General features: G+C 61.7%; 18 protein-coding genes, 2 tRNA genes and 2 pseudogenes. 17 read left to right on the top strand and 5 right to left on the bottom strand.

The window, feature by feature from the left end; all coding sequences use genetic code 11:
• Positions 1–68 precede the first annotated feature (68 nt).
• Positions 69–836, top strand: a complete 768-nt coding sequence (locus ACTNFJ_RS10315; RefSeq protein ID WP_435907727.1) for an amino acid ABC transporter ATP-binding protein — start codon at positions 69–71, stop codon at positions 834–836.
• 69 nt (positions 837–905) lie between these two features.
• On the opposite strand, the gene ACTNFJ_RS10310 is transcribed toward ACTNFJ_RS10315, so the two are convergent.
• Entirely contained in the window at positions 906–1,796 is an 891-nt protein-coding gene (locus ACTNFJ_RS10310) for a Sir2 family NAD-dependent protein deacetylase (RefSeq protein WP_435907726.1), read from the bottom strand.
• Between the two features lie 49 nt (positions 1,797–1,845).
• Between ACTNFJ_RS10310 and pyrE the strand changes: the two genes are divergently transcribed.
• Both pyrE and ACTNFJ_RS10300 read left to right on the top strand, forming a co-directional pair.
• Positions 1,846–2,400 carry an orotate phosphoribosyltransferase gene (pyrE, locus tag ACTNFJ_RS10305; RefSeq protein WP_435907725.1) on the top strand — a complete coding sequence of 185 codons (555 nt, stop codon included), beginning with the start codon at positions 1,846–1,848 and terminating at the stop codon, positions 2,398–2,400.
• Between the two features lie 715 nt (positions 2,401–3,115).
• Positions 3,116–3,856 carry a PPK2 family polyphosphate kinase gene (locus tag ACTNFJ_RS10300; RefSeq protein ID WP_435907724.1) on the top strand — a complete coding sequence of 247 codons (741 nt, stop codon included), beginning with the start codon at positions 3,116–3,118 and terminating at the stop codon, positions 3,854–3,856.
• Here the strand turns inward: ACTNFJ_RS10300 and ACTNFJ_RS10295 are convergent.
• Positions 3,839–5,164, bottom strand: a complete 1,326-nt coding sequence (locus ACTNFJ_RS10295) for an IS30 family transposase (RefSeq protein ID WP_435906219.1) — start codon at positions 5,162–5,164, stop codon at positions 3,839–3,841. The two genes, ACTNFJ_RS10300 and ACTNFJ_RS10295, sit on opposite strands and share 18 nt — an antisense overlap.
• A 141-nt stretch (positions 5,165–5,305) precedes the next feature.
• Here ACTNFJ_RS10295 and ACTNFJ_RS10290 point away from each other — a divergent pair.
• The 3 genes and pseudogenes from ACTNFJ_RS10290 to pheA all read left to right on the top strand — a co-directional run.
• Positions 5,306–5,470 (top strand): annotated as a pseudogene (locus ACTNFJ_RS10290) (polyphosphate kinase 2 family protein); the annotation flags it as partial.
• Positions 5,471–5,523: 53 nt separating this feature from the next.
• Positions 5,524–7,173, top strand: coding sequence for a phosphoglucomutase (alpha-D-glucose-1,6-bisphosphate-dependent) (gene pgm, locus ACTNFJ_RS10285; RefSeq protein WP_435906212.1), 1,650 nt, complete (start codon positions 5,524–5,526; stop codon positions 7,171–7,173).
• A 5-nt stretch (positions 7,174–7,178) separates the two neighbouring features.
• Entirely contained in the window at positions 7,179–8,207 is a 1,029-nt protein-coding gene (pheA, locus tag ACTNFJ_RS10280) for a prephenate dehydratase (protein WP_435906211.1), read from the top strand.
• On the opposite strand, the gene ACTNFJ_RS10275 is transcribed toward pheA, so the two are convergent.
• Positions 8,181–9,179: a diacylglycerol/lipid kinase family protein gene (locus tag ACTNFJ_RS10275; protein WP_435906210.1), complete on the bottom strand. Its 999-nt coding sequence runs from the start codon at positions 9,177–9,179 to the stop codon at positions 8,181–8,183. The two genes, pheA and ACTNFJ_RS10275, sit on opposite strands and share 27 nt — an antisense overlap.
• 53 nt (positions 9,180–9,232) lie before the next feature.
• Here ACTNFJ_RS10275 and serS point away from each other — a divergent pair, with 53 nt between their 5' ends.
• The 5 genes from serS to ACTNFJ_RS10250 all read left to right on the top strand — a co-directional run bounded on the left by serS (position 9,233) and on the right by ACTNFJ_RS10250 (position 13,121).
• Positions 9,233–10,513, top strand: coding sequence for a serine--tRNA ligase (gene serS / locus ACTNFJ_RS10270; protein WP_435906209.1), 1,281 nt, complete (start codon positions 9,233–9,235; stop codon positions 10,511–10,513).
• A 3-nt stretch (positions 10,514–10,516) separates the two neighbouring features.
• Positions 10,517–11,413, top strand: a complete 897-nt coding sequence (locus ACTNFJ_RS10265; RefSeq protein WP_435906208.1) for an HAD family hydrolase — start codon at positions 10,517–10,519, stop codon at positions 11,411–11,413.
• Between the two features lie 19 nt (positions 11,414–11,432).
• Positions 11,433–11,520 (top strand) — tRNA-Ser (locus ACTNFJ_RS10260).
• A 139-nt stretch (positions 11,521–11,659) separates the two neighbouring features.
• Entirely contained in the window at positions 11,660–12,946 is a 1,287-nt protein-coding gene (locus ACTNFJ_RS10255) for an LCP family protein (RefSeq protein ID WP_435906207.1), read from the top strand.
• Between the two features lie 83 nt (positions 12,947–13,029).
• Positions 13,030–13,121, top strand: a tRNA-Ser gene (locus ACTNFJ_RS10250).
• Between the two features lie 113 nt (positions 13,122–13,234).
• Here ACTNFJ_RS10250 and ACTNFJ_RS10245 read toward each other — a convergent pair.
• Positions 13,235–13,600, bottom strand: coding sequence for an integrase core domain-containing protein (locus tag ACTNFJ_RS10245; RefSeq protein WP_444711816.1), 366 nt, complete (start codon positions 13,598–13,600; stop codon positions 13,235–13,237).
• Between the two features lie 91 nt (positions 13,601–13,691).
• Positions 13,692–13,985: pseudogene (locus tag ACTNFJ_RS10240) on the bottom strand (integrase core domain-containing protein); the annotation flags it as partial.
• Positions 13,986–14,364: 379 nt separating this feature from the next.
• Between ACTNFJ_RS10240 and ACTNFJ_RS10235 the strand changes: the two are divergent.
• From ACTNFJ_RS10235 to ACTNFJ_RS10210, 6 genes are all read left to right on the top strand, one after another.
• Positions 14,365–14,976, top strand: coding sequence for a GntR family transcriptional regulator (locus ACTNFJ_RS10235; RefSeq protein WP_435906206.1), 612 nt, complete (start codon positions 14,365–14,367; stop codon positions 14,974–14,976).
• Positions 14,977–15,210: 234 nt separating this feature from the next.
• Positions 15,211–16,788, top strand: coding sequence for a purine-cytosine permease family protein (locus ACTNFJ_RS10230; RefSeq protein WP_435906205.1), 1,578 nt, complete (start codon positions 15,211–15,213; stop codon positions 16,786–16,788).
• A 40-nt stretch (positions 16,789–16,828) separates the two neighbouring features.
• Complete coding sequence (locus ACTNFJ_RS10225) at positions 16,829–18,469, top strand: GMC family oxidoreductase (protein ID WP_435906204.1); 1,641 nt, start codon at positions 16,829–16,831, stop codon at positions 18,467–18,469.
• A 12-nt stretch (positions 18,470–18,481) separates the two neighbouring features.
• On the top strand, positions 18,482–18,916 hold the full coding sequence (locus tag ACTNFJ_RS10220) for a hypothetical protein (protein ID WP_435906203.1): 435 nt from the start codon (positions 18,482–18,484) through the stop codon (positions 18,914–18,916).
• Between the two features lie 83 nt (positions 18,917–18,999).
• On the top strand, positions 19,000–20,403 hold the full coding sequence (locus tag ACTNFJ_RS10215) for an NAD-dependent succinate-semialdehyde dehydrogenase (protein ID WP_435906202.1): 1,404 nt from the start codon (positions 19,000–19,002) through the stop codon (positions 20,401–20,403).
• A 241-nt stretch (positions 20,404–20,644) separates the two neighbouring features.
• Positions 20,645–21,757: a sugar ABC transporter substrate-binding protein gene (locus ACTNFJ_RS10210; protein WP_435906201.1), complete on the top strand. Its 1,113-nt coding sequence runs from the start codon at positions 20,645–20,647 to the stop codon at positions 21,755–21,757.

Raw genomic sequence — 21,757 nt, 5'->3', positions numbered from 1 at the left:
GGTGTGACACCTTTCGAGTGGGATGTGAGAGTTTCCTCGAAGGAAGATCCCGGTGGCCACGCTTACGTTTGCTGGCCGGGATCGTTACACCACTCTACGGGGCACTACTGAGCTATGGCGCACATCAGGTGCTCCGCGATGTTTCGCTCGCGGTGCCAGCAGGTTCGGTCACTGTGCTTCTCGGGCCATCTGGGTCGGGTAAGTCAACGCTCCTGCGATGCATCAACCACCTCGAGACCATCGACGGCGGTCGCATTCTCGTCGATGGAGAACTCATCGGATACCGCCAAGATGGTGCAAAGACGCACGAAATGACCCCGAGGCAGATCGCTAAGCAGCGCCGGGGCATCGGCATGGTGTTTCAGAGGTTCAACCTCTTCCCTCACCTAACTGCGCTAGAGAACGTGTGCGAGGCTCCAGTCGGCGTAATGCGGCAAAGCAAGGCGCAGGTAAGGGAGCGCGCGCGGCTGCTTCTCGACCGCGTGGGACTTGCTGATTTCGCCGGCCACTACCCGGCGCAACTCTCGGGCGGGCAACAGCAACGGGTGGCAATCGCTCGCGCTCTAGCGATGGACCCAAAGCTCATGTTGTTCGACGAGCCCACTTCCGCACTCGACCCCGAACTCGTCGGTGACGTGCTCGATGTGATGCGCGAACTGGCCCAGGAAGGCATGACCATGATTGTCGTGACGCACGAGATCGGTTTCGCCCGAGGCGTTGCAGATCAGGTCGTCTTTATGGATGGGGGAGTGGTGGTCGAGGCTGGCACACCAGGAGATGTCTTCGACAATCCGCAACGCCAACGTACGCAGAGCTTCCTCGAGAGCGTCAAGTAGCCCGCCTCTCTGCGCGTGGATCCGCTCGCCGCCTGAAACCCGGGCGGATCCGCCGTGGGCTCTGTCGGGCTACCTCTCGAGCGCCGCAGCGAGGGCGCTGAGCGTCTCGCTAGTGCCGCCCTCGATGCGGGTGTGGAGCGATGATCGGCGATCCACTGCGGTGGGACCACGATTGATCACCGCGATCGGAATGCCACGGGTCTCGGCCCGGTGCACGAGCCGCACTCCGGTGTTCACCGCGAGCGACGAGCCAGCGATGATGAGCATCTCGGCATCCGCAATGATCTGCTCAGCGTGCGCGAACACCGGTTTGGGCACGTGCTCGCCGAAGTACACTACGTCGGGCCGCAGCGTTGCCCCGCAGGCCGGACACACGGGCACTCGAACACTGTCGATGGCCGTCACGTCGGCATCTCCGTCGGGATTCGTCGGTGCGTCTGCGTTGCGCTCAACAAAGCCGGGGTTCGCGGCATCGAACCAAGCCAGGGTTTCGGCGCGGGTAAATCGGTGCCCCTCGGTTATGCATCGCATCGTGGATCCGCTGCCATGCAGCTCGGCGACGTTCACTGCGCCCGCAGCTGTGTGTAACCCGTCGACGTTCTGGGTAATCACCCCGGTGAGGTGACCGGCCTGTTCGAGGCGCGCCACGGCCTCGTGTCCGGCATTTGCGCGTAAGTTCGCCAAGCGCAACGCCCCGATTCGGGCGCCGGCCCAGAAACGACGGCGGTAATGTGCGTCGTTTGTGAATTGCTCGATGCTCATCGGGGTGCGTGGCGGCGAGCCCGTGCCACGGTAGTCGGGGATGCCCGAATCGGTGCTCATTCCTGCGCCGGTCAGAATGGCGGCGGGCCCCCGCTCGAAGAGAGCGGTCAGTTGTTCCAGGTGTTCGTTTGGCGCTGGCTTGTCGGATCCGCACCCGCCGTCGCCGGTGCCGGACGCGTCGCGATCCGCTGTGTGCATACTGTCCAGGGTAGCCGGGCTCACCGACCGCGCGAGTAGGATCGAAACCATGGCAACCGCGCGCGAACAACTCATTGAACTCATCAAGTCCGAGGCCGTCTTTCACGGCGATTTCACTCTCACGAGCGGCAAGAAGGCGACGTACTACATCGACCTCCGCAAGCTCAGCCTCGACCACCGAGCGGCGCCACTCATCGGCCAGGTGATGCTCGACCTCATCGACGACATCGACGGCGTCGTCGCGGTCGGCGGGCTCACGATGGGGGCGGATCCGATCGCATCCGCGATCATGCACCAGGGGGTCGCGCGCGGCACGACCTACGACGCGTTCGTCGTGCGCAAGGAACCCAAAGATCATGGCCGTGGTCGCCAGGTCGAAGGTCCTGATCTTGCGGGCAAGCGTGTAGTCGTGGTGGAGGACACGTCAACGACGGGCGGGTCGCCGCTCGCCGCTATCGAGGCACTCGAAAAGGTAGGCGCGGAGGTTGTCGCGGTCGCGGTTGTGGTGGATCGCCAGGCCCCTGCGAAAGATCGCATCGAGGCGGCCGGCTACGAGTATCGCTACGCGATTGGGCTCAGCGACCTGGGCCTCGATCCGCAGTAGCGCATGTAGACCAATTCAGACGAAGTCTCCGATCTCCGATGCCCGCTCGTCGCGAGACTGGATTGGGGACTCGGATGGCTCGAGAGGACATCCGCGCAGGGTGCGGGCCCGTCGAAGTCTGCGCTGTCGCCCATCCAGTGCCTGAGAAAGGCCCACAGCGACCGAACAGACCCGTCGAAACCCACGACCATTGCCGCTCATTGCGATCGGCATCGCCGTAGGGCTCTGTCGGGCAGGCTCGGAGTCGGCGGCGGCATCGTCGTGGTGCCGATGCGGATGTCTTTCTTCGGCGCGAACGACCTCACAGCGAAGGGCACCTCGCTCGTCATGATGATCCCGGATTCACTCTCAGGCACTCTGGGCAATGCGCGTTGACGCAACGTCGATCTTCGCTCGGCCCTGTTTGTTGGCGTTACGGCGAGCCTATTTGTTCCTGCGGGCGCCTTCCTTGCAGCCTGGGTAGACCCATTTTGGGGCAACGTCGCGTTCTCGATTTATCTCGCGATTCTGCTGGCTCAGTTGCTGTGGCGACAACTCCGGAAGCGCGCCGAGTAGCACTCACCAGGTGGTGTCGGGTGTCCTTCCGCCGCGACCCCACCCAACAGTTGAATCCGGCCTGCGAGCACCGGGCGCAGCGTGGCCATGAGCCGGCACGCTGCGCGATCCACCCCACATTGGAGATGCGCGCGGGGCGTGAGGTTGTCAGTATTGACCCATGAGCAAGCAAAACTTGAGCGACGCCATACCCAGCCTTCTGCGTGTGGGCGACGGGTTTTCACTTGCTGATGTCGACCCTGACAGCACGCCGGGCTTTACCGGTGACAAGTTCGAGGGCATGAAGACGCTCGAAGCGGGCCGCACCGAACTCAGCTCGCTGCAGGAACGACTGTACGCGTCGACGCGCTCGGGCGAAAGCAATGAATCTGTCTTGCTCGTGCTGCAGGCTATGGATACTGCGGGCAAAGGGGGAATTGTGCGCCGCGTCGTCGGCGCAATGGACCCCCAGGGTGTTTCTGTCGCTTCCTTTAAGAAACCGACCCCCGATGAGCTCGCGCACGACTTTCTGTGGCGGGTCGAAAAACAGCTGCCCGCGCGTGGCTTCATCGGCGTGTTTGACCGCTCGCACTATGAGGATGTGCTGATTGGGAAGGTGCGGAAGCTTGCGTCAGAAACTGAGATTGAACGGCGATACGAGGCGATCAACGATTTCGAGAGTTTGGTCGTCGATTCAGGCACCCGCATCGTCAAGGTCATGCTCCACATCTCGCGCGATCAGCAACGCGAACGGCTCGCCGAAAGGCTGAACCGCCCTGACAAGTACTGGAAGTACAACCCGGGCGACGTCGACGAACGACTGCTGTGGGACGATTACATGCGCGCCTATCAGGCCGTCTTCGAGCGAAACTCGGCGGATTCAACCGGTCGATGCAACACCGGGTTATTGGAGCGATTGTAGCTGCTCGGCGAATACCTCTGCCGGGGTTCTCCAGCCAAGAACTTTGCGAGGCCTGTTATTGAGGGCGAGGGCCACCGCCTCGAGATCCGTGGCCGACCACCGCGACAAGTCAGTACCCTTCGGGAAATACTGCCGCAGCAGACCATTGGTGTTCTCGTTCGTGGGTCGCTGCCAAGGCGAGTGCGGATCGGCGAAGAACACCTTCGTACCGGTATCGAGGGTGAACTGCGCATGCCCGGAGAGCTCTTTCCCGCGATCCCAGGTCAGCGTTTTGCGCAGCTGGATCGGCAGGGATGTGATCGATGAAGCCAGCGCGGCGTTCATCGCGACAGCACCATATCCGCCGAGCGAGGCCCCGTTCTTCACGACTGGTATCTTGCCCCACCCCTCCAGCCGGGGCAGGTGAACCAGCAGCGTGGAGCGGCTGGAGCGCTCGATGAGCGTGCCGATCGCGGACCGGCCCGTGCCGATGATCAGATCACCCTCCCAGTGCCCGGGAACGGCACGATCATCGGCCTCGGCCGGCCGCTCGGAGAGCACGACGTCCTCGGTAACGTGCCCCTGCGGCTTGTTCCGTGAACGCTCCCTGGGCTGGCGTAGTGCCCGCCCAGTGCGCAGACACGCGACCAACTCCCGCTTGAGCGCGCCACGGCCCTCGATGAACAGCGACTGGTAGATCGCTTCATGACTGATGCGCATGGACCCATCATCGGGGAAATCGATCTTCAACCGGTGAGAGATCTGCTCAGGACTCCAGGCCAGCGACCACCGTCGGTCAGCCCGATGCGGCTTGTTCAGCCCCTTCCACGCAGGCGGCGTCGGCCCCTCGACCACGCTCCCGTCGGGACGTCGGACGGTCCCGGCAAGTCGTTCCTGCACGTATTCGCGCAACAGGTCGTTCGTGACGAGTTTCGCGACCTTCGGGCGCCTCGCAGCTTGCTGCGCCTTCCACTGCGCCACTAATGCCCGATACTCCTGCTTCCCGCTCCTGGTCGCGGCGTTGCGGCGCAGCTCTCGGGAGATCGTGCCAGGGTCACGCCCCAGCTCGCGGGCGATCTCCCGCACGCCTTTATCCTTGGCGCGCAACAGCGCGATCTCCTCACGTTCCTCGAACGAGAGATACCGGCCCGACGGCGCGTCCAAACTCAACGGTGTCATACCGCCAGCGTGACGGAACCACCGCGCCCCGACCGGCACAGACACGCCCACTTTCAGCGCCGCTTCAGCTGACGTGATACCCGTCGCGATCAGCCGCCAGAACTCCCGCTGCACCGCCCGAGAGGGCTCGGGCCGCCCTGGCGAGCGCATCGGCGGCCGTAACGCCCGATCCGCGCGCCATTGCCGCCGCACTCCCTCGGGCACATCGCTCGTCTTCGCGATCCAGTCCTTCCTCGCCACTCGTGCACACCTCCATACTCTGGGTGTTGCGACGACCAGTTGAATCCGCCCTCTACCGCGCAATCGCCGTGGTACGTGGTGCCCGCAAACGCGAAATGGTACGCGCGGCTTGCGGTGCAGGAGCTCCTTCTCGCTGAACTGAAGCGTATTGACCCGCAATGGCCCGAAGCTGACTATGACATTGAGGCGGAGAAGCGTCGGCTCGCGGATAGTTAGGCCACGACGAACTCGCTCGTGTGCTTGTTGGCGGCTGCTGGCAAACTAGAGACATGCATGAGCGCGCAGGCGAACTCGCCACAGAAGATGACCTCGTTGACCTGGCGGCGCTGCTCGCGGCCTTCACCGAGATCGTTCCCGACCCCGCCGACCCGGCTCAGCGGGTCGCGTTTGGCACTTCGGGGCATCGCGGAACCGCGCTCAACGGATCCTTTAACGAAGCCCACATCGTCGCAATCAGTCGAGCCATCGCCGAATATCGCACCGCGCAGGGCATCGAGGGCCCACTATTTCTCGGAGCGGATCCACATCCCCTCTCGGCCCCCGCCGAGGAGATTGCCCGGGAGGTTTTCGCGGCGGCGGGCGTGCACGTGCTCGCGGCGGCAGGCACCGGAGATGAGGGGTTCGTGCCGACTCCTGCGCTCAGCCACGCGATCCTCGCTCACAACCGTGACCGGGGCGCGCACGATCCCGAGGTCGCCGACGGCGTCGTCGTGACCCCGAGCCATAACCCGCCTCGCGATGGGGGCTTCAAATACAACCCGCCACACGGCGGGCCGGCAGACAGCGATGCGACGGGGTGGATCGCGCAGCGCGCCAACGAGATCCTCGCCGGGGGCGTCGAAACCGTTCCGCGCGCAGGGCTCCCAGGTGTGGAGTCAACCCCGATAGGGCTCTACGACTTCCTCGGCGAATACGTGGACTCGCTCGATCAGGTCATCGATTTCGACGCGATCCGCCGCGCAAAGGTGCGCATCGGTGCGCATCCGTTGGGAGGCGCGAGCGTCGCGTATTGGGCAGCCATTCGTGACCGCTACGATATCGACCTCACCGTGCTGGGTCCGGGGGTCGACCCGCGCTGGGCGTTCATGCACCTCGATTGGGATGGCAAGATCCGCATGGATCCGTCGTCCGCGCAGGTGATGGCGACGGTCTCCGACTATCGCGACGAATTTGACCTGGTCACGGGCAACGACGCTGACGCAGACCGCCACGGCATTGTTACGCGCGACGCGGGCCTTATGAATCCCAACCACTTTCTCGCAGTCGCGATCGACTACCTCCTTACGCATCGCCCCGGGTGGCCAGTGACGGCCGGGGTCGGGAAAACCCTTGTTTCTTCCGCGATCATCGACCGGGTCGTCGCCTCGCACGGGCGAAAGCTGCTCGAGGTGCCGGTCGGTTTCAAGTGGTTTGTGACGGGACTCGCGGGCGGGACTGTGGTGTTCGGCGGTGAGGAGAGTGCGGGGGCTTCGTTCCAGCGCTTTGATGGCACCGCGTGGAGCACCGACAAAGACGGCATCATTATGGTGCTCCTCGCTGCCGAGATTCAAGCGGTGACCGGGCAGTCGCCGAGCGAGCGTTACGCGGTGCTCACGGAGCGTTTCGGCGCCCCTGCCTACGCGCGTACGGATGCCCCGGCAACCCCCGAGCAGAAGGCGAAGCTCTCGGCGCTGAACGCTTCGGCGGTGACCGATACCGAACTTGCCGGCGACCCGATCACAGCGATCCTCACTGAGGCGCCGGGCAATGGCGCGGGTATCGGAGGCCTGAAGGTGCAGACCGAGCACGCGTGGTTTGCTGCCCGGCCGAGCGGTACCGAAGACGTGATGAAGATCTACGCCGAGTCATTCAAGGGGCAGGATCACCTCACCCTCGTGCAGGACGCCGCCCGTCAGCTCGTCGACCGGGCGCTACGCTAGGTGGCATGCCCGAGACCCCCGCACCGCGACTTCGCTACAGCTACCTGGGACCGGCCGGCACATTCACCGAGGCGGCGCTGAAACAGGTGCCTGAAGCTGTGGGCGGGGAGTGGAACCCGGTCTCGAATGTGGGCGAGGCGCTGAGTGACGTGATCACCGGCTTTAGCGACGCCGCAATGATCGCGATCGAGAACTCGATCGACGGCGGCGTCACGGTCGCGCAGGACGCTCTTGCGACGATTCCGGGATTGCAGATCTTCGGGGAGTACCTGGTGCCGGTGCGCTTCGTCTTGGTTGCGCGCCCGGGCACACGCCTCGAAGACATCACCGTAGTGGCCGGACATCCCGTGGCCTACGGGCAGTGCCGGGCGTGGCTCGACGATCAGCTGCCGAGGCACCGACATCTTCCGGCCACCTCGAACGTGCAGGCGGCGGCTGACTTGTTCGAGCCGGCAGCCGGTGCAAACGCGGCGATCGCCCCGCCCGGCATTGAGGAGCACTATGACGTTGAAGTGCTGGCCGAGGGCATCGCCGAGAACCCCGACGCGGTCACCCGCTTCGTGCTGGTCGGGCGCACCGCCCCCGTAGGTGAGCCAAGCGGCGCCGACAAGACCAGCCTCATCGTCGAATTGCCGGAGGACCGGGCGGGCGCTCTCCTTGAACTGCTCGAGCAGTTCGCGACGAGGGGCGTGAACCTCACGCTGCTCGCCTCACGCCCTATCGGCGACCGGATGGGGCGCTACCGCTTCGTGATCGATGCGGAGGGTCATGTCCGTGACGAGCGGGTGGCCGACGCGCTCTTGGGTGTGAAGCGCTACAGTCCTCGAGTCGTTTTTCTGGGTTCCTACCCGCGCGCTGACCGCATCGCGGCGACCACCCACGCGGTCCACGACGATGATGCATTCCGCGACGCGCGCGAATGGCTGCGAAGAGTAACCGATGGAAACCAGGCCGAGGGTGGCGTCTCCGACTCGGGTGTTTCCGGTGGAGTCACCTCTGGCAGTGGATCAGCCGACCGACTTCCACTCAGGTAGCACCCGCAAGAGCAGCGCCCCGGGATCCACTCGACCGTTTGCCCCGAGTGCCAACCCGAAATCGTCGCCGTCGAGCTGAATGGGCTCGGGATACTGCACTGACAGTGCGAATCGCTTCGACCGCAAATAGGTGATGGATCGGGTGTCGTTCACCAGATCGATGATCTGACGACCGGCCTTCGACTTGCGCAGCACCCCGTTTTCCCAGCCGATCTTGCGCCAGATGCGCAGCCACGAAAACGGGCCGAGCGGGTTCAGCGCGACGACGTCGAGTTGCCCATCATCAAACCTCGCGTCAGGAATCAGCAGCACCCCGCCGGGCATTAGACCACAGTTCCCAATCATGACCGTGTAGACCGAGAGGGCCTGCGCGGGTGACCCGTCGAATGAATACTGGATCTGAAGCGGTGAATCCTTCAGCATCGTCCTGACGCCTGCATCGACGTAGGCCAGCCAGCCGAGTCGCCTCTTCAGGCTCACTCTGGTGGTGGAAATGGTGCGGGCGTCGAGTCCCATCCCGGCGAGCACGAGGAAGACGTGCTCGTCATCGGACTCGTCCGCCCGAATGATGGTGATCACGCCGAGATCGATCGGCCGATTAGTGCCCTGGAATGCTGCACGGATCGCAATGTCAATATCACCCAGCGGCATTCCGAGGTTGCGTGCCAGGAGGTTTCCGGTGCCCAGGGGCACCACGGCGAGGGGGATACCGGATCCACGCAGCACCTCAGCGACCGCGCGAACGGTGCCGTCTCCCCCGGCAGCGAGCACCATGTTGGCCCCGTCGGTGACCGCCTGCCGGGCCGCACCGGTTCCCGCGTCGACCTGGTCGGTTGCGTACCACCGGGTGGGCGACCAACCATTCGCCGTCTCGTACCTGCCCACCGCCGACCGCAAACGCGCCAGGTCGGTCTTGAGCGGGTGGTACACGATTGCCGCGGTGGGCTGGGTGCCAACACGGGAGTTCAGCATCCTTCAACGTTACCGCCCAGCACCCTCCGGATTGCCCTGACTAGACTGAGTGCGTGATCGATCCAGTCTTGCTCCGCGCAGATCCTGAGGCCGTCAAGCGTTCCGAGCGCGCCCGAGGTAACGATGAGGCGGTGGTGGATCAGGCGCTGTCAGCAGACGCAGCCCGCCGATCGGCCCTCACCGAGTTCGAACGGCTGCGCGCCGAGCAGAACGAGTTTGGCAAGCGCGTGAAGGCCGCGTCTAAAGATGACAAGCCTGCGCTCATCGCTGAGGCGCAGCAGTTGGCTGCCGCGGTGAAGGCCGCTGACGCACGCGCGAAGGAGGCAGAGGCCGAATTTGAGCGGGTCGCAGGCAAGATCCAAAATCTCATTGTCGATGGGGTGCCCGCGGGCGGGGAGGAGAACTTTGTCACGCTGCGCGAAGTCGGCGATCTCCCGACGTTTGACTTCGAACCACGCGACCACCTGGAGCTCGGCGAGTTGCTCGGTGCCATTGATATGGAGCGCGGAGCCAAGGTGTCCGGCTCGCGATTCTACTTCCTCCGCGGAGTAGGTGCGAGACTCGAACTTGCGTTGATGAGCCTCGCTCTTGACCGAGCGCTTGCACACGGTTTCGTCCCACTTATTACCCCGACCCTAGTGAAGCCCGAGATTATGCGCGGCACCGGCTTTTTGGGTGAGCACGCCGCCGAGGTCTACCATCTTTCCGAAGACGACCTCTTTCTCACGGGTACGAGTGAGGTGGCTCTTGCTGGCTACCACTCTGATGAGATCATCGATCTTCAGGCAGGTCCCCTGCGGTACGCGGGGTGGTCCACTTGCTATCGCCGTGAAGCTGGTTCACATGGAAAAGACACGCGCGGAATTTTGCGTGTGCACCAGTTCAACAAGCTCGAGATGTTCGTGTATGCCGACCCGAAAGATGCTGAGGCCGAGCACGACCGTCTCGTGGGCTGGCAGGAGGAGATGCTGCAGGCCCTCGGTCTGCACTACCGGGTCATCGATGTGGCAGCAGGCGACCTCGGTTCGAGTGCTGCTCGCAAGTTCGACATTGAAGCGTGGGTGCCCACCCAAGACGCGTATCGGGAACTTACCTCGACGAGTAATTGCACGACCTATCAGTCTCGCAGGCTCGCCACGCGGCATCGCGGAGAGAGCGGCAAGACCGAGCCTGTTGCGACGCTGAACGGTACGCTCGCGACGACCCGGTGGATCGTCGCGCTGCTCGAGACACACCAACAGGCCGACGGCAGCGTGCGTGTGCCGGAGGCCCTTCAGGCCTACCTCGGCGGGTTATCCGTGCTGACTCCCGTGGCCCCTGCGCAGAAGGCGTAGGGCATGACTCATGTAACAACTGGCGGGGGAGCAGTGACAACCGTGCGCCCCGACGAGCGCCACCTCATTGCCCTCGACATCGATGGCACCATCATGAACCATGGTGCGCTCGCGAACGGGAACGACGATCACGGTGCGCAGATCGACCGCGAACTGGCCGACGCGATCCGCACTCTGCATCAGGTGGGGCACGAGGTGGTCATTGCCACCGGACGATCGACGGATTCGACGCTGCCCGTGGTCGAGCACCTGCGTATCCAACCAGACTGGGTAGTGGCAGCCAACGGAGCAGTCACGCTGAAGCGTGATCCGCTTGCGACCCGGGCGTACCGGCGCGAGTATGTCGAGGCGTTTGACCCCACCGAGGCCCTGCTGCGCATTCGCACACACCTCGTCAAGGCACACTATGCGGTGGAACTCGCCGATGGCGGGTTCCTCTATACCGATGAAATTCCGAGCGGAACGTTACCTTCGGCGCAGCGGCGCGTACCGTTTGATGAGCTGCTCGGTGTGCAGGCATCGCGCGTTGTCGTGGTGTCGCCTGACTATCGTCTTGAAGAATTTCTGAAGGTCGTCGAGACGATGGGCCTCACGAGCGTCACCTACGCCGTTGGTCGTACCGCGTGGCTTGATATTGCCCCGCACGGAGTGACTAAGGCGAGTGCGTTGGAGACCATCGCCGGGCGGCTCGGTATCGACGACGCGCGGGTTTTTGCCGCGGGCGACGGGCACAACGATCTCGACATGTTGCGCTGGGCGGGCCGCTCTGGTGTCTCGGTCGCGATGGGCCAATCTGCGCCTGAGGTGCAGGCGGCCGCGAGCCGTGTGACGGGCACAATCGACGAGCAAGGGTTGCTTTCGGCGCTTCGAGATCGTTTCTCGGACGTACTCGCCCTCTGAGTCCAGTAAGATCTTTCGCGGAGGGTTGTCCGAGCGGCCGAAGGAGCTTGTCTTGAAAACAAGTGGGCGGAAACGCCTCAGGAGTTCGAATCTCCTACCCTCCGCCAACTGAAAGGGCCTCGCCTCGGCGGGGCCCTTTCTCACCGGTTCCGATCCAGCAGTCGCACAGAGGAACGCGCTACAGTCAAACCTTGCGCGGATCCACTGATTTATTCGCGCGGGATTTGAAGGAGTGAAGGGCACGACATGGGGCAAACCAAGCGCCAAGGCGAAGGATCGCCGACGAGTGTGCGTCACGGAGAGCTGCGTCGATCGAACTCCTGGGCGAATGCTGCAAAGGTGTTACTCACTGCCCTGATCGTGGTGGCGCTCAGCGGTGTTTCCGTTGCGGCCTATGCCGTATGGGGCCTCGTGGATGGATTGAAGACCGTAGATCTCGTCGCCCCCGCAGAGGATCCAGAAGCAGTCGGAGCTGGCGTGCAGTCGCTTGAGGGTGCGCTGACGGTGCTTCTCGTCGGTTCGGATTCCCGTGCGGGCCAGTCGCTGGACGACGGCGAGGAGGGGGAGCTGAACGACGTGAACCTCCTTCTGCATGTGTCTGCCGACCATCAGAACGCTACGGTGATTAGTTTTCCGCGTGACCTGATGGTGCCGATCCCCAGCTGCCCGGGGCCAAACGGTGAACCGAACTACTATTCGGCGATGAGCGAGCAGCAGTTGAACTCTGCGCTGTCGTACGGCGGGTTACCGTGCGTTGCCCAAACGATCGAGAAGCTTACCGGTATGCCGGTCCCCTATGCCGGTCTGGTCACCTTCGACGGGGTGATCGCGGTATCAAATGCGATCGGCGGGGTCGAGGTGTGCCTCAACGAGCCGATCAACGATGACTACACCGGGTTGTATCTTCCGGCCGGTGACGTGTCGTTGCAAGGGTATGACGCGCTGGCATATCTCCGCACCAGGCACGGAGTCGGAAACGGCAGCGATGTAAGTCGTATTAGTAACCAGCAGATCTTCATGTCGTCACTGGTGCGCGAGATGCGCAGCGCAGACACCCTTACGAACCCGGTCAAGGTCTACGGCCTCGCGAAGGCCGGAGTCGAGAACATGACGCTCTCGAGCAATATGGCGACCGTGCAGTTCATGCAGGCCCTCGCCGGGACCGTGGCAGACATTGACCTCGAGCGCATCAACTTCGTGCAGTACCCGAGCTTTAGCCACCCATATGAGGCGGGGCGGCTGACGCCCGACTACCCCTCCGCCACCACTCTCATCGATATCCTTCTGGCCGGTCAACCATTTGAGGTCGGCAGTATGGGCGAGGGTGTTGCCACAGTCGATCCAGTGGAGACGGCACCTGCCGACGGCACCGAGGTGCCGGGAGAGGCCGCCGACCCTGCGGTGCCGACTGACGGTACAATCGCGCCGGCGGACGAAACCGCAGTGGAGACTGGGCCGGTCGTCTTGCCACAGAATATCACCGGCCAGAGCGCGGCGACACAAACCTGCTCGCAAGGGCGCACGCAGTACTAGCTGTACTAGTGGGTCTCGGTTCTTCGCTGGTTTCGCGAGCGTCAATTTCCGGTCACGCCGCGGGGTGGCATAGGATGGTCCTTGGAGACGTGCCGGAGCGGCCGAACGGACTTCACTGCTAATGAAGGGTGGGGGTTAAACTCCACCGGGGGTTCAAATCCCCCCGTCTCCGCCAGTGTCCTGAGTCGCGACATAGTTGACAAACTGGTCGTGACTCAGGACTTTTTCGTGGGTTCATGGTGTTGACAGTGAACCAGGGGCGGTGAGTCGCGTCATCGTTGACAGCGGTCATGAAGGTTTTTTGGGTTGGTAGTCCTTCGCTGGGTCGATGGTGTACTCGCCGATGATTTCTCCGGTGTTCAGATCGCTGACGGTCACGTTGCGGTCATGGATGAGCATCAGGACTGGTAGTCCGGCGTTACCTCGTCCGATGCCGAGGGGTCGGATTTTCCCGCCGTAGCGGAGTGTGACTGACCCGTGGCGGTCGACCTTGTCGGTGCGGGAACGCCATTCTGTGGCATGCGCTCCGGTCGGGGTGGCTTTGGGAAGCGCCGTGTATGCCTCTTGCGGTGTTCTGCTGCCGAGGGACCGGTGAGGTCTGTGCGTGTTGTACCAGTTCCGAAATTCGGAGAGCATCTGTTGGAGTTCGGGCAGCGTGTGAGGGCGTGGCTGTGCGCTCAGGAATCGTTTGAGTGTTTGGTGGAAGCGTTCGGGTCTGTTGTAGGAGTTGGTGACAGTTAATACGTCAGGCCGCGAGAGCGACCGACGTGTTTATGGTGGCCTCGAACTCGACCGGGGTCAACCGACCTAGGCGAGGCTGCCGACGTCTGCGGTGGTAGGTGCGCTCGATCCAAGTCACAATCGCGATCCGTAGCTCTTCACGGGTAGCCCAGGAGCGACGGTTGAGCACGTTTTTCTGCAGGAGACTGAAGAAGCTCTCCATCGCCGCGTTGTCGCCGGCAGCACCAACTCGCCCCATCGATCCCACTAGGCCGTGACGTGAGAGCGCACGCCGGAATTTCCTGCTTCGAAACTGACCAGATTCAACCGGTCGACGCAACACCGGCTTGTTGAACCAAGAGTAGCTGCTCATTGAATGCCTCCGCCGGAGTCTTCCTCCCAAGAGATTTCCGAGGCCTCGAGTTCAACGCATGAGCAACCGCCTCAAAAATAGGGTCGGATACCTTCTCGCACGTCGCACGCTGACCCGCTTCCCTCGCGAGCGTCACGACTTCCGCGAATCCCGATAACCTGAGCGCGGATGTTGCGCGCAAAGCACGGATAGCGAGGTGCTCAACGCTCAAAGGTGGTGAGGACACTAATAGACGAAGGCACTCAGCCTTAGCCCGTAATCTTGCCTCATGTCGAAAACAACCCCCCCGCTTCAACGGAGCGTTCCGGTATCTAGGGCGGAAGAAGTGGCACTCAGCATCCGCGAGAGCATCTCCCAGGGCGAGATCGCTCCCGGCCAGCGACTGGCTGAGGTGCAACTCGCTGGGAAATATGAGGTCTCTCGCAACACACTGAGGGAGGCGTTTCGCCTACTGAGCCAGCAAGATCTCGTATTACACGTTCCGAACCGCGGGGCATCAGTCGCCATTCCTTCCGTTACCTCGATCATTGACATCTACCGGGTGCGCCGGTTGGTTGAGGTGCAGGCAGTTGCGGCGACTTTCCCGAAGCATCCCGCGGTCGAACAAATGCGAAATGCCGTCGACGTTGCCGTCGCTGCCGGCGAGGCCGGCGACTGGATCCGTGTCGGAACAGCAAACTTCAGTTTCCACTCGGCGATCATCATGCTCACCGATAGCCCGCGACTCCGTCGCCTGTTCGATCAGATGACCGCAGAACTCAGACTCGCGTTCGGCATTGTCGGTGATCTCGAGTACCTTCATGCGCCGTTCATTGACAAACACATGGAGATCGTCAGACTGATTCAGAGCGGCGACACCGCTGCCGCCGCGAAGATGCTCGAGAGCTATCTCGTGCAAGCAGAAAGGCTACTGCTGGCGGCCTATGACCGGGCCTGAATGAGCCCTGGTCGAGTCGCAGGACGGCCTTCGTAACGCTGCGAAGGTTCCGAGCGCTCCGTATCGGTTTCGTTTCTTGAATGCAAAAGTCTCTATTTTGTTCCACCAAGTTAATCAGATCGTTCAACGATCTGATAATGTGGCTCGTACCACCAAAGTCGGTTGGGAAGCCTCGCGGCGAGTATTTCCCGGCTAGAGTCGTCGACTCGGGTGGCAGGGAGGTAGAAAACCGAGATGGCCAATGCACTGGACCTTTCGCAGAAATTCCGCACGTCGGCGAGCGACGATCCTCGAGTTGTCGCAAAAGAAGCGGTCGGTGATTACACCAATCACGTAGTTCCCGAGTCGGCACGCAAGAGCCGTATGGCCATCATCGGCAGCTGGTCCTCCATCACGAGCGCCATGGCATTCGTGTACTACGGAGCTCTTGCTGCTTCGCTGGTTGGAGTTCAGCAAGCGATCATCGGAATCGTGCTGGTCGTTGTTGCTTACTCCCTCATCAGTGGCTTCAGCGTGCGAGAGGCGATTCGCGGCGGCATCAACTCGACCCTGATCTCGCGCAGGCTGTTCGGAAGCAAAGGTGCCGCAATCGTGTCAATGCTTGTCGGACTCTCGCTCTTCTACTACGCTGTGTTTCAGGGAACCATCGTTGCAGTTGCGCTGCATTCCTACTTCAAGGTCTGGAATATTCAGGTCTGGTACGCCATTGTGGTGGTCGGAATGCTGCCCCTCATGCTCGGCGGCATGCAAACCTGGCTGAGTAAGCTCAACTGGTTTTCCCTCCCGATCTACTTCTTCGGTGTGACCGGTGCTGTGCTTATTGCCGGCCAACGGATCGGCTGGGAAGGAGATTGGACAGCCTTCTCGGAGCCGACGGGCTTGGTCACGGACATACCAGGTTGGCTGACGGTCTTGGTGCTCTACATGGGCATTTTCGTGCTCTTCCCCGAAGCTCAAGACGCGGCCCGCTTTGCGCGGAAGAGCGACTCCTCGTTTCACCAGAAAGTCACATTCGGCTGGGTCTTCTACTCCATCGCGTTCTTGTTCAACGGTCTCGCGGGCATTGCCATCGTCGGATTCGCTGGCCGTGCTCAAGAGATCACTGAGGGAGGGGTCGTTCAAGGCATGATCGACACCCTCGGAATTGCGGGACTCATCGTGATTGTAGTGAGCCAGGTGCGCATCAGCTCCGCGAACTTCTACTTCTCAAGTGTGAACATGGAACGTTTCGTCAGCCACTTCTCAAACCGAGGCATCTCACGAAAGGCATGGGTGGTGGTGATTTCCGCCGCGGTCTTCTTGGTGATGCTGACTGACGTCTTCAGCTACATCTCAGCGGCGCTTGCGTGGCAGGCAGTTCTCTTGGTGACCCTGGTCGGAATCATGGTTACGCATGAGCTACTGCATAAGGACAAGGATCCCGAGTTTCGTGCTTTGAGGCTGACCGCCGTTGCCCCGGGTTTCTATGTTTGGCTGATATCTTCTGGTGCCGGAATCGCGCTGCTGCAGTTCGGATCTGTTCTTCCTGTGCTTTCCGCGCTGGCACCGCTGGTTGCGCTTGTGCTCGCTGTCGGACTGTACATCGCAGTAAGCCTTGCAGGTGGATCTTCTGAGCTGCACGCGGCCAATGATCCCGTGAGAGCAGAGATTAGCGATCTGTGGGGCACCTGGATTCAGTGCACTTCTTGCGATCATTCGTGCGTTGCGCAAGAGATGGACTCCGACGATGAACGAGCAAACGTACTTTGCCTGGCATGCCAGGAAACGCGGGCGAGGGTCGACTCTTCGAGCTTGAGCCGAGTCTCCTCATGAATGACCTTTTTGCTGAAACTCAAGTAAAGGAAGTGTAGATATGGCAGAGAAAATCGGGGAGTATCAACTCCCAGAAATCGCTGACGTTGTTGTCATCGGCGCTGGTCCCGCTGGAGCGGTGATGACGAAAGAACTTGTAGCAGCGGGTATGTCAGTCGTGTGTTTGGACCAGGGCGACTGGCCCGACTACTCCACCTCTCGTAACGCCGGAATCGAGCGTGAGCTCATCGGGGGTAATGAGTGGTCACCTCTTCCCAACGTGCGTAAGGGTGTTGGGGACTACCCCATTGACGAGAGCGACGCAGATATCAGCGCCCTGCTCTGGAACGGCGTTGGCGGCAGTGCGATGATGTACGCGAGCCAGTGGCAGCGAAACATGCCTTCTGACTTCCGTGTTCGCAGCTTCGACGGTGTCGCAGACGACTGGCCGATCTCTTACGAAGACCTGATTCCCTACTACCAGCGGATCGAGAAGGACTTTGCGGTCGCCGGTCTTGACGGCGACCCCGCCACCCCGGGCACTGCATTCCCCATGGCACCCACGCCGATCGGTGAGGCAGGCCGTCGCATGGGCAAGGCGCATAACGAGCTCGGATGGCACTGGTGGCCCGCGGCTAACGCGATCGCTACCCGTCCCTACGGTCGCCTGAAGCCGACCGCTCGCAAGGGTGCTTGCTTCTTGGGTTGCGGCGACCAGGCAAAGAGCACTGTTGATGTGACGCACTGGCCTGACATCTGCCAGCACAAGAACGCCTACCTGCTCACTCGCTCGACCGTTTCGAAAATCGAGACCGACCCGGTTACAGGCAAGGCTTCGGGCGTGGTCTACTTCGACGCCCAGGGCGTGGAGCGACGCCAGAAGGCCGACCTCGTCATTCTCGCTGCGAGCGGCGTGGGCACGCCTCGTCTTTTGCTCATGTCAGCGAATGCGCAGCACCCGAATGGTCTCACGAACGAAACCGGCCTCGTCGGGAAGCGCCTGATGATGCACCCCTACTCTGCGGTGATCGGCACATTCGACGACGAAATCGGCACGACACAAGGCACCTACGGACACCTCCTGCATTCACTGGAGTTCTATGAGACCGACGAGTCGCGCGGGTTTGTGCGCGGCGCGAAGTGGGGCTTGATGCCTACCGGTGGTGCGATGGAGATGACCCGTTCGTTCCCCTGGGGCGAGAACCGGGAGCTGTGGGGCGAGAAGTTCAACGAGACCGTGCAGGAGCGCCTGAATCACTCGGCGACCTGGGGCATCATCGCAGAGGATCTTCCCGAAGAGCACAACCGTGTTGAACTGAGCACGGATCTTGTAGACGCGCATGGCCTGCCGGCAGCGAAGATTCACTACAAGACTTCGGAGAACAGCCGTCGTCTGCTTGCTTTCCACGTAGAGCGGGCAAAGGAATCGTTCCTCGCGGCCGGTGCGAAGAAGATCACCGTCGCGCCGCATGTGCGCAACACGGGCTGGCATCTGCTGGGCACGACCAAGATGGGGAACAACAGGGAGGACTCGGTGGTCGACCATTCGGGTCGCGCCCACTCGGTTCCGAACCTGTTCATCGTTGATGGCAGCACCTGGCCGACCTCGGCAGGCATGAATCCGACCGCGACCGTCGTGGCGATGGCGCTTCGGACCGCAGAACTGATTATCTCTGGCCGCGCTGCGGCTGAAACGAAGTAGAGGAGTCTTCAAATGAACGACAGCGTTTCCATTTGGACCGATGAGGAAAAGGCCGCGCTGGTGAGGCTCGGCGATCTGTTCATTCAAGGGGGCGCGGGCATGCCCAAAGCCTCAGATACGAGCGACTTTATCGGCGGCACTGAGCGGGTGTGTAGCATTCGCCCCGATCTCATCGAGACCGCAAAACGCGTCATCGCGGGTCTTGGCCCTGAGGCCTGGACTGTTGACGGGGTGCGCGAGAGCTTCCCGGGAGAGTTTGCGGACATCGGGGAGCTCCTCGCTGGTGCTTACTTCTTGGATGAGAGCGTGATGGGCAAGCTCGACTATCTCGATCGCCCCACGATTCCGCTCGGTGACGAGGCGGAGCGTGTCGCGGACATGGAGCAGCTGGTGCAGACGGTGCTCGATCGCGGCAACACGTTTCGCAAGACCTCTCAGGTCTCCTAACGGATTGTCTTGAGGTTCAGAAGTCGGGAGGGCACTCACGTGCCCTCCCGACTTAAACGATTTGGAACGGAAGCACCCAAAGAATGTCAACTAACCCAGTAAATCGATCTGCTCTCGGCTACCGAGTAGCGAATCCGGCTACCGGCGAGATCATCGAAACCTACCCTCACCCCACCGACACCGAAATCGAGCACGCGTTAGCCGAGGCCCAGCAGGGTTTCGAGGACTGGCGCAAGCTGCCCATCGAAGAGCGTGCGCAAGTGGTGCTGAAAGCTGGTGCGCTCTTTCGAGAACACGCAGAGGAACTCTCTGCCATCATTACCGAAGAAATGGGCAAAGGTCTTTCCGAGGCCCGCGGCGAGGTAGCGTTGTGCGAGGGAATCTTCGATTACTACGGCACAGAAGGGCCTGCCCTCGCGGCCCCCTCACCTGTTCTCGTGGACGGCAGTGTCGAGGCGCGAGTTGAGAAACTCCCGATCGGCCCCCTGCTCGGCATCATGCCCTGGAACTTCCCGTACTACCAGCTGCTTCGCTTCGCGATACCAAACCTGGTGCTTGGCAACACCCTCTTGATCAAGCCCGCGGAAGCATGCCCCAGATCGGCTTTGGCCTTGCAGAAGCTCTTTGAAGACGCTGGCTTTCCCAGCGGAACCTACACAACGCTGCTGGCGAATCATGCACAGATCGAAGCAGTGATTGAGGATCCGCGCGTAAAGGGGGTGTCTTTGACCGGTTCAGAGCGTGCCGGCGCAGCCGTCGGTGTCGTTGCTGCGAGAAAGATCAAGAAGACCGTGATGGAACTCGGCGGGTCTGATGCTTACATCGTGCTTGACGCACTCGACGTGCGAAAAGCTGCCGCCGATGCTTGGGCTACTCGTGTCTCGAACATGGGGCAGTCCTGTAACTCCAACAAGCGAATCATCGTTCACTCCGACATCTACGATGAGTTTGTTTCTGAGCTCGCGAGTATCGCTGGCGACCTCAAACCGGGGGATCCGCTTTCAGAGGACATCGGTACTTACAATCCAATGGCCACCGCCAGAGGAGCTAAGGATCTTGCCGAGCAAGTCGAGGATGCCGTCAGTAAAGGGGCGACCCTTCACGCAGGCGGGTACGTGCTTGAAGGCAGACCAGCGTACTTCGCACCTGCCGTGTTGAGCGGGGTGCGGCCGGGCATGCGAGCCTATGAGGAAGAGCTATTTGGGCCTGTTGCCGTCGTCTACCAAGTTGCAGACGAGGCAGAGGCGGTGCAGCTCGCGAACGATAGCGAGTTCGGCCTGGGCGGCGCGGTGTTCTCGTCAGACAAAGAACGCGCCTCGCGGGTCGCCCTGCAGCTCAACACCGGCATGACTCACGTGAACGTTGCGGCGGCCTATGGGGCACAGCTGCCCTTCGGTGGTATCGGCCGATCAGGTTTTGGGCGTGAATTGGGCCCCGACGGAATGGACGAATTCGCGAACAAGCGGCTCGTGGTAATCGCCGAGTAAACCCATGGCTAAAGGAGGGGTCGGGGTTGACCCCTCCTTTTTCTGCATCATGACTGCGCAAAATGGCACAGAATCGTAACAGAATCGCCATCGCTGATGAACAAACCATGTTGATTGTTGAGCAATAATCAATTATGCTGAGCTTGCGAAGATGCACCCCTCTGAAGACGAGCAGCGGGAGCAAACCCGGGGGTTCCCCTCCACGGGCTTCGCGAGTCAGCTCCATTGAAAGAGGTTCAAAATGAAGAAATTTGCTCGAGTCGGAGTGGCGCTGGGCGCGTCACTTCTTCTTCTCACCGGCTGCACCAGCACTGACGCTGGGAGCACCGAATCCGAGACAACCGGAAGCGTCGACCTTTCCGGCTACCAGGCTGCCGCAGAAGCGGCCCTCAAGCCGGTTGAGGCCTACGAGGGCCCGACCGAGGGCCCAGTAGCCAAAGAGGGCGTCAAGGTGATGGTGCTCGTCTGCGGTTTCGCCGCTGACGGTTGCAAGGGCCCGGCAGATGCTGCCCCCGAGGCCGCAGAGGCACTGGGCTGGGAAGTGACGGTTGTGGACGGCCAGTTCGATCCCCAGATCTACACCCGAACGATCGCCCAAGCAATCGACCAGAAGTACGACGCGATCATTCTGAGCTCGATCACCGACTCTGCGGTTTCGCAGAGCTTGAAAGAAGCGCGAGAGGCCGGAATCGTTATCGGCAGCTTCGATGGCGCAAACGAGGCCTCTGAAACCGGCGTGACATTCGAGGTCGACGAGCCTCTCGCTGAGCAGGGCGAAAACATGGCGAACTACCTGATCTGGAAGAGCGAAGGAAACCTGAAGGCCCAGGTTCTTCAGAACCCGGAGTTCAAGGTTGTAATGAGCTGGACCGACGCAGCCATCGACACCATCGAAGCATGCGCTACCTGCTCCGTAGCTCGCACGGACCAGTTCACCGCAAATGATGCGGCAGGGCGCCTTCCCACCCTCGTGACCCAGGCGCTTCGTCAGACCCCAGAGATCAACGCAGTAATCGGCGGTTACGACGCGGCGATGCTGAGCACGGTGCCGTCACTGGAGTCAGCAGGACTTGCGGAGCAGGCCAAGATCGCCGGCTTCAACGGTATTCCCGCCTTCATCGACTTCATTCGCGACGGCAGGGCGACCGTCACTTCGGCCGTGCCGATGAAGTGGGGAATGTGGGCTGCGTTCGACAACGTCAATCGCGTGTTGAGCGGTGAAAAGCCCGTGGAGCACAACCTGCCGACTCGACTCATCGCTGCCGAGAACATTGACGAGATTCCTGCTGGCTCGCAGTGGGAAGGTGACGTCGACTACAAGGCCGAGTTCACTCGAATCTGGAATGGTTCGTAA

Origin of the sequence: Leucobacter shiyiweii, assembly GCF_052446065.1 — a bacterium.
Lineage (GTDB): Bacteria > Actinomycetota > Actinomycetes > Actinomycetales > Microbacteriaceae > Leucobacter.
This window is presented reverse-complemented; position numbering and strand designations above follow the sequence as displayed.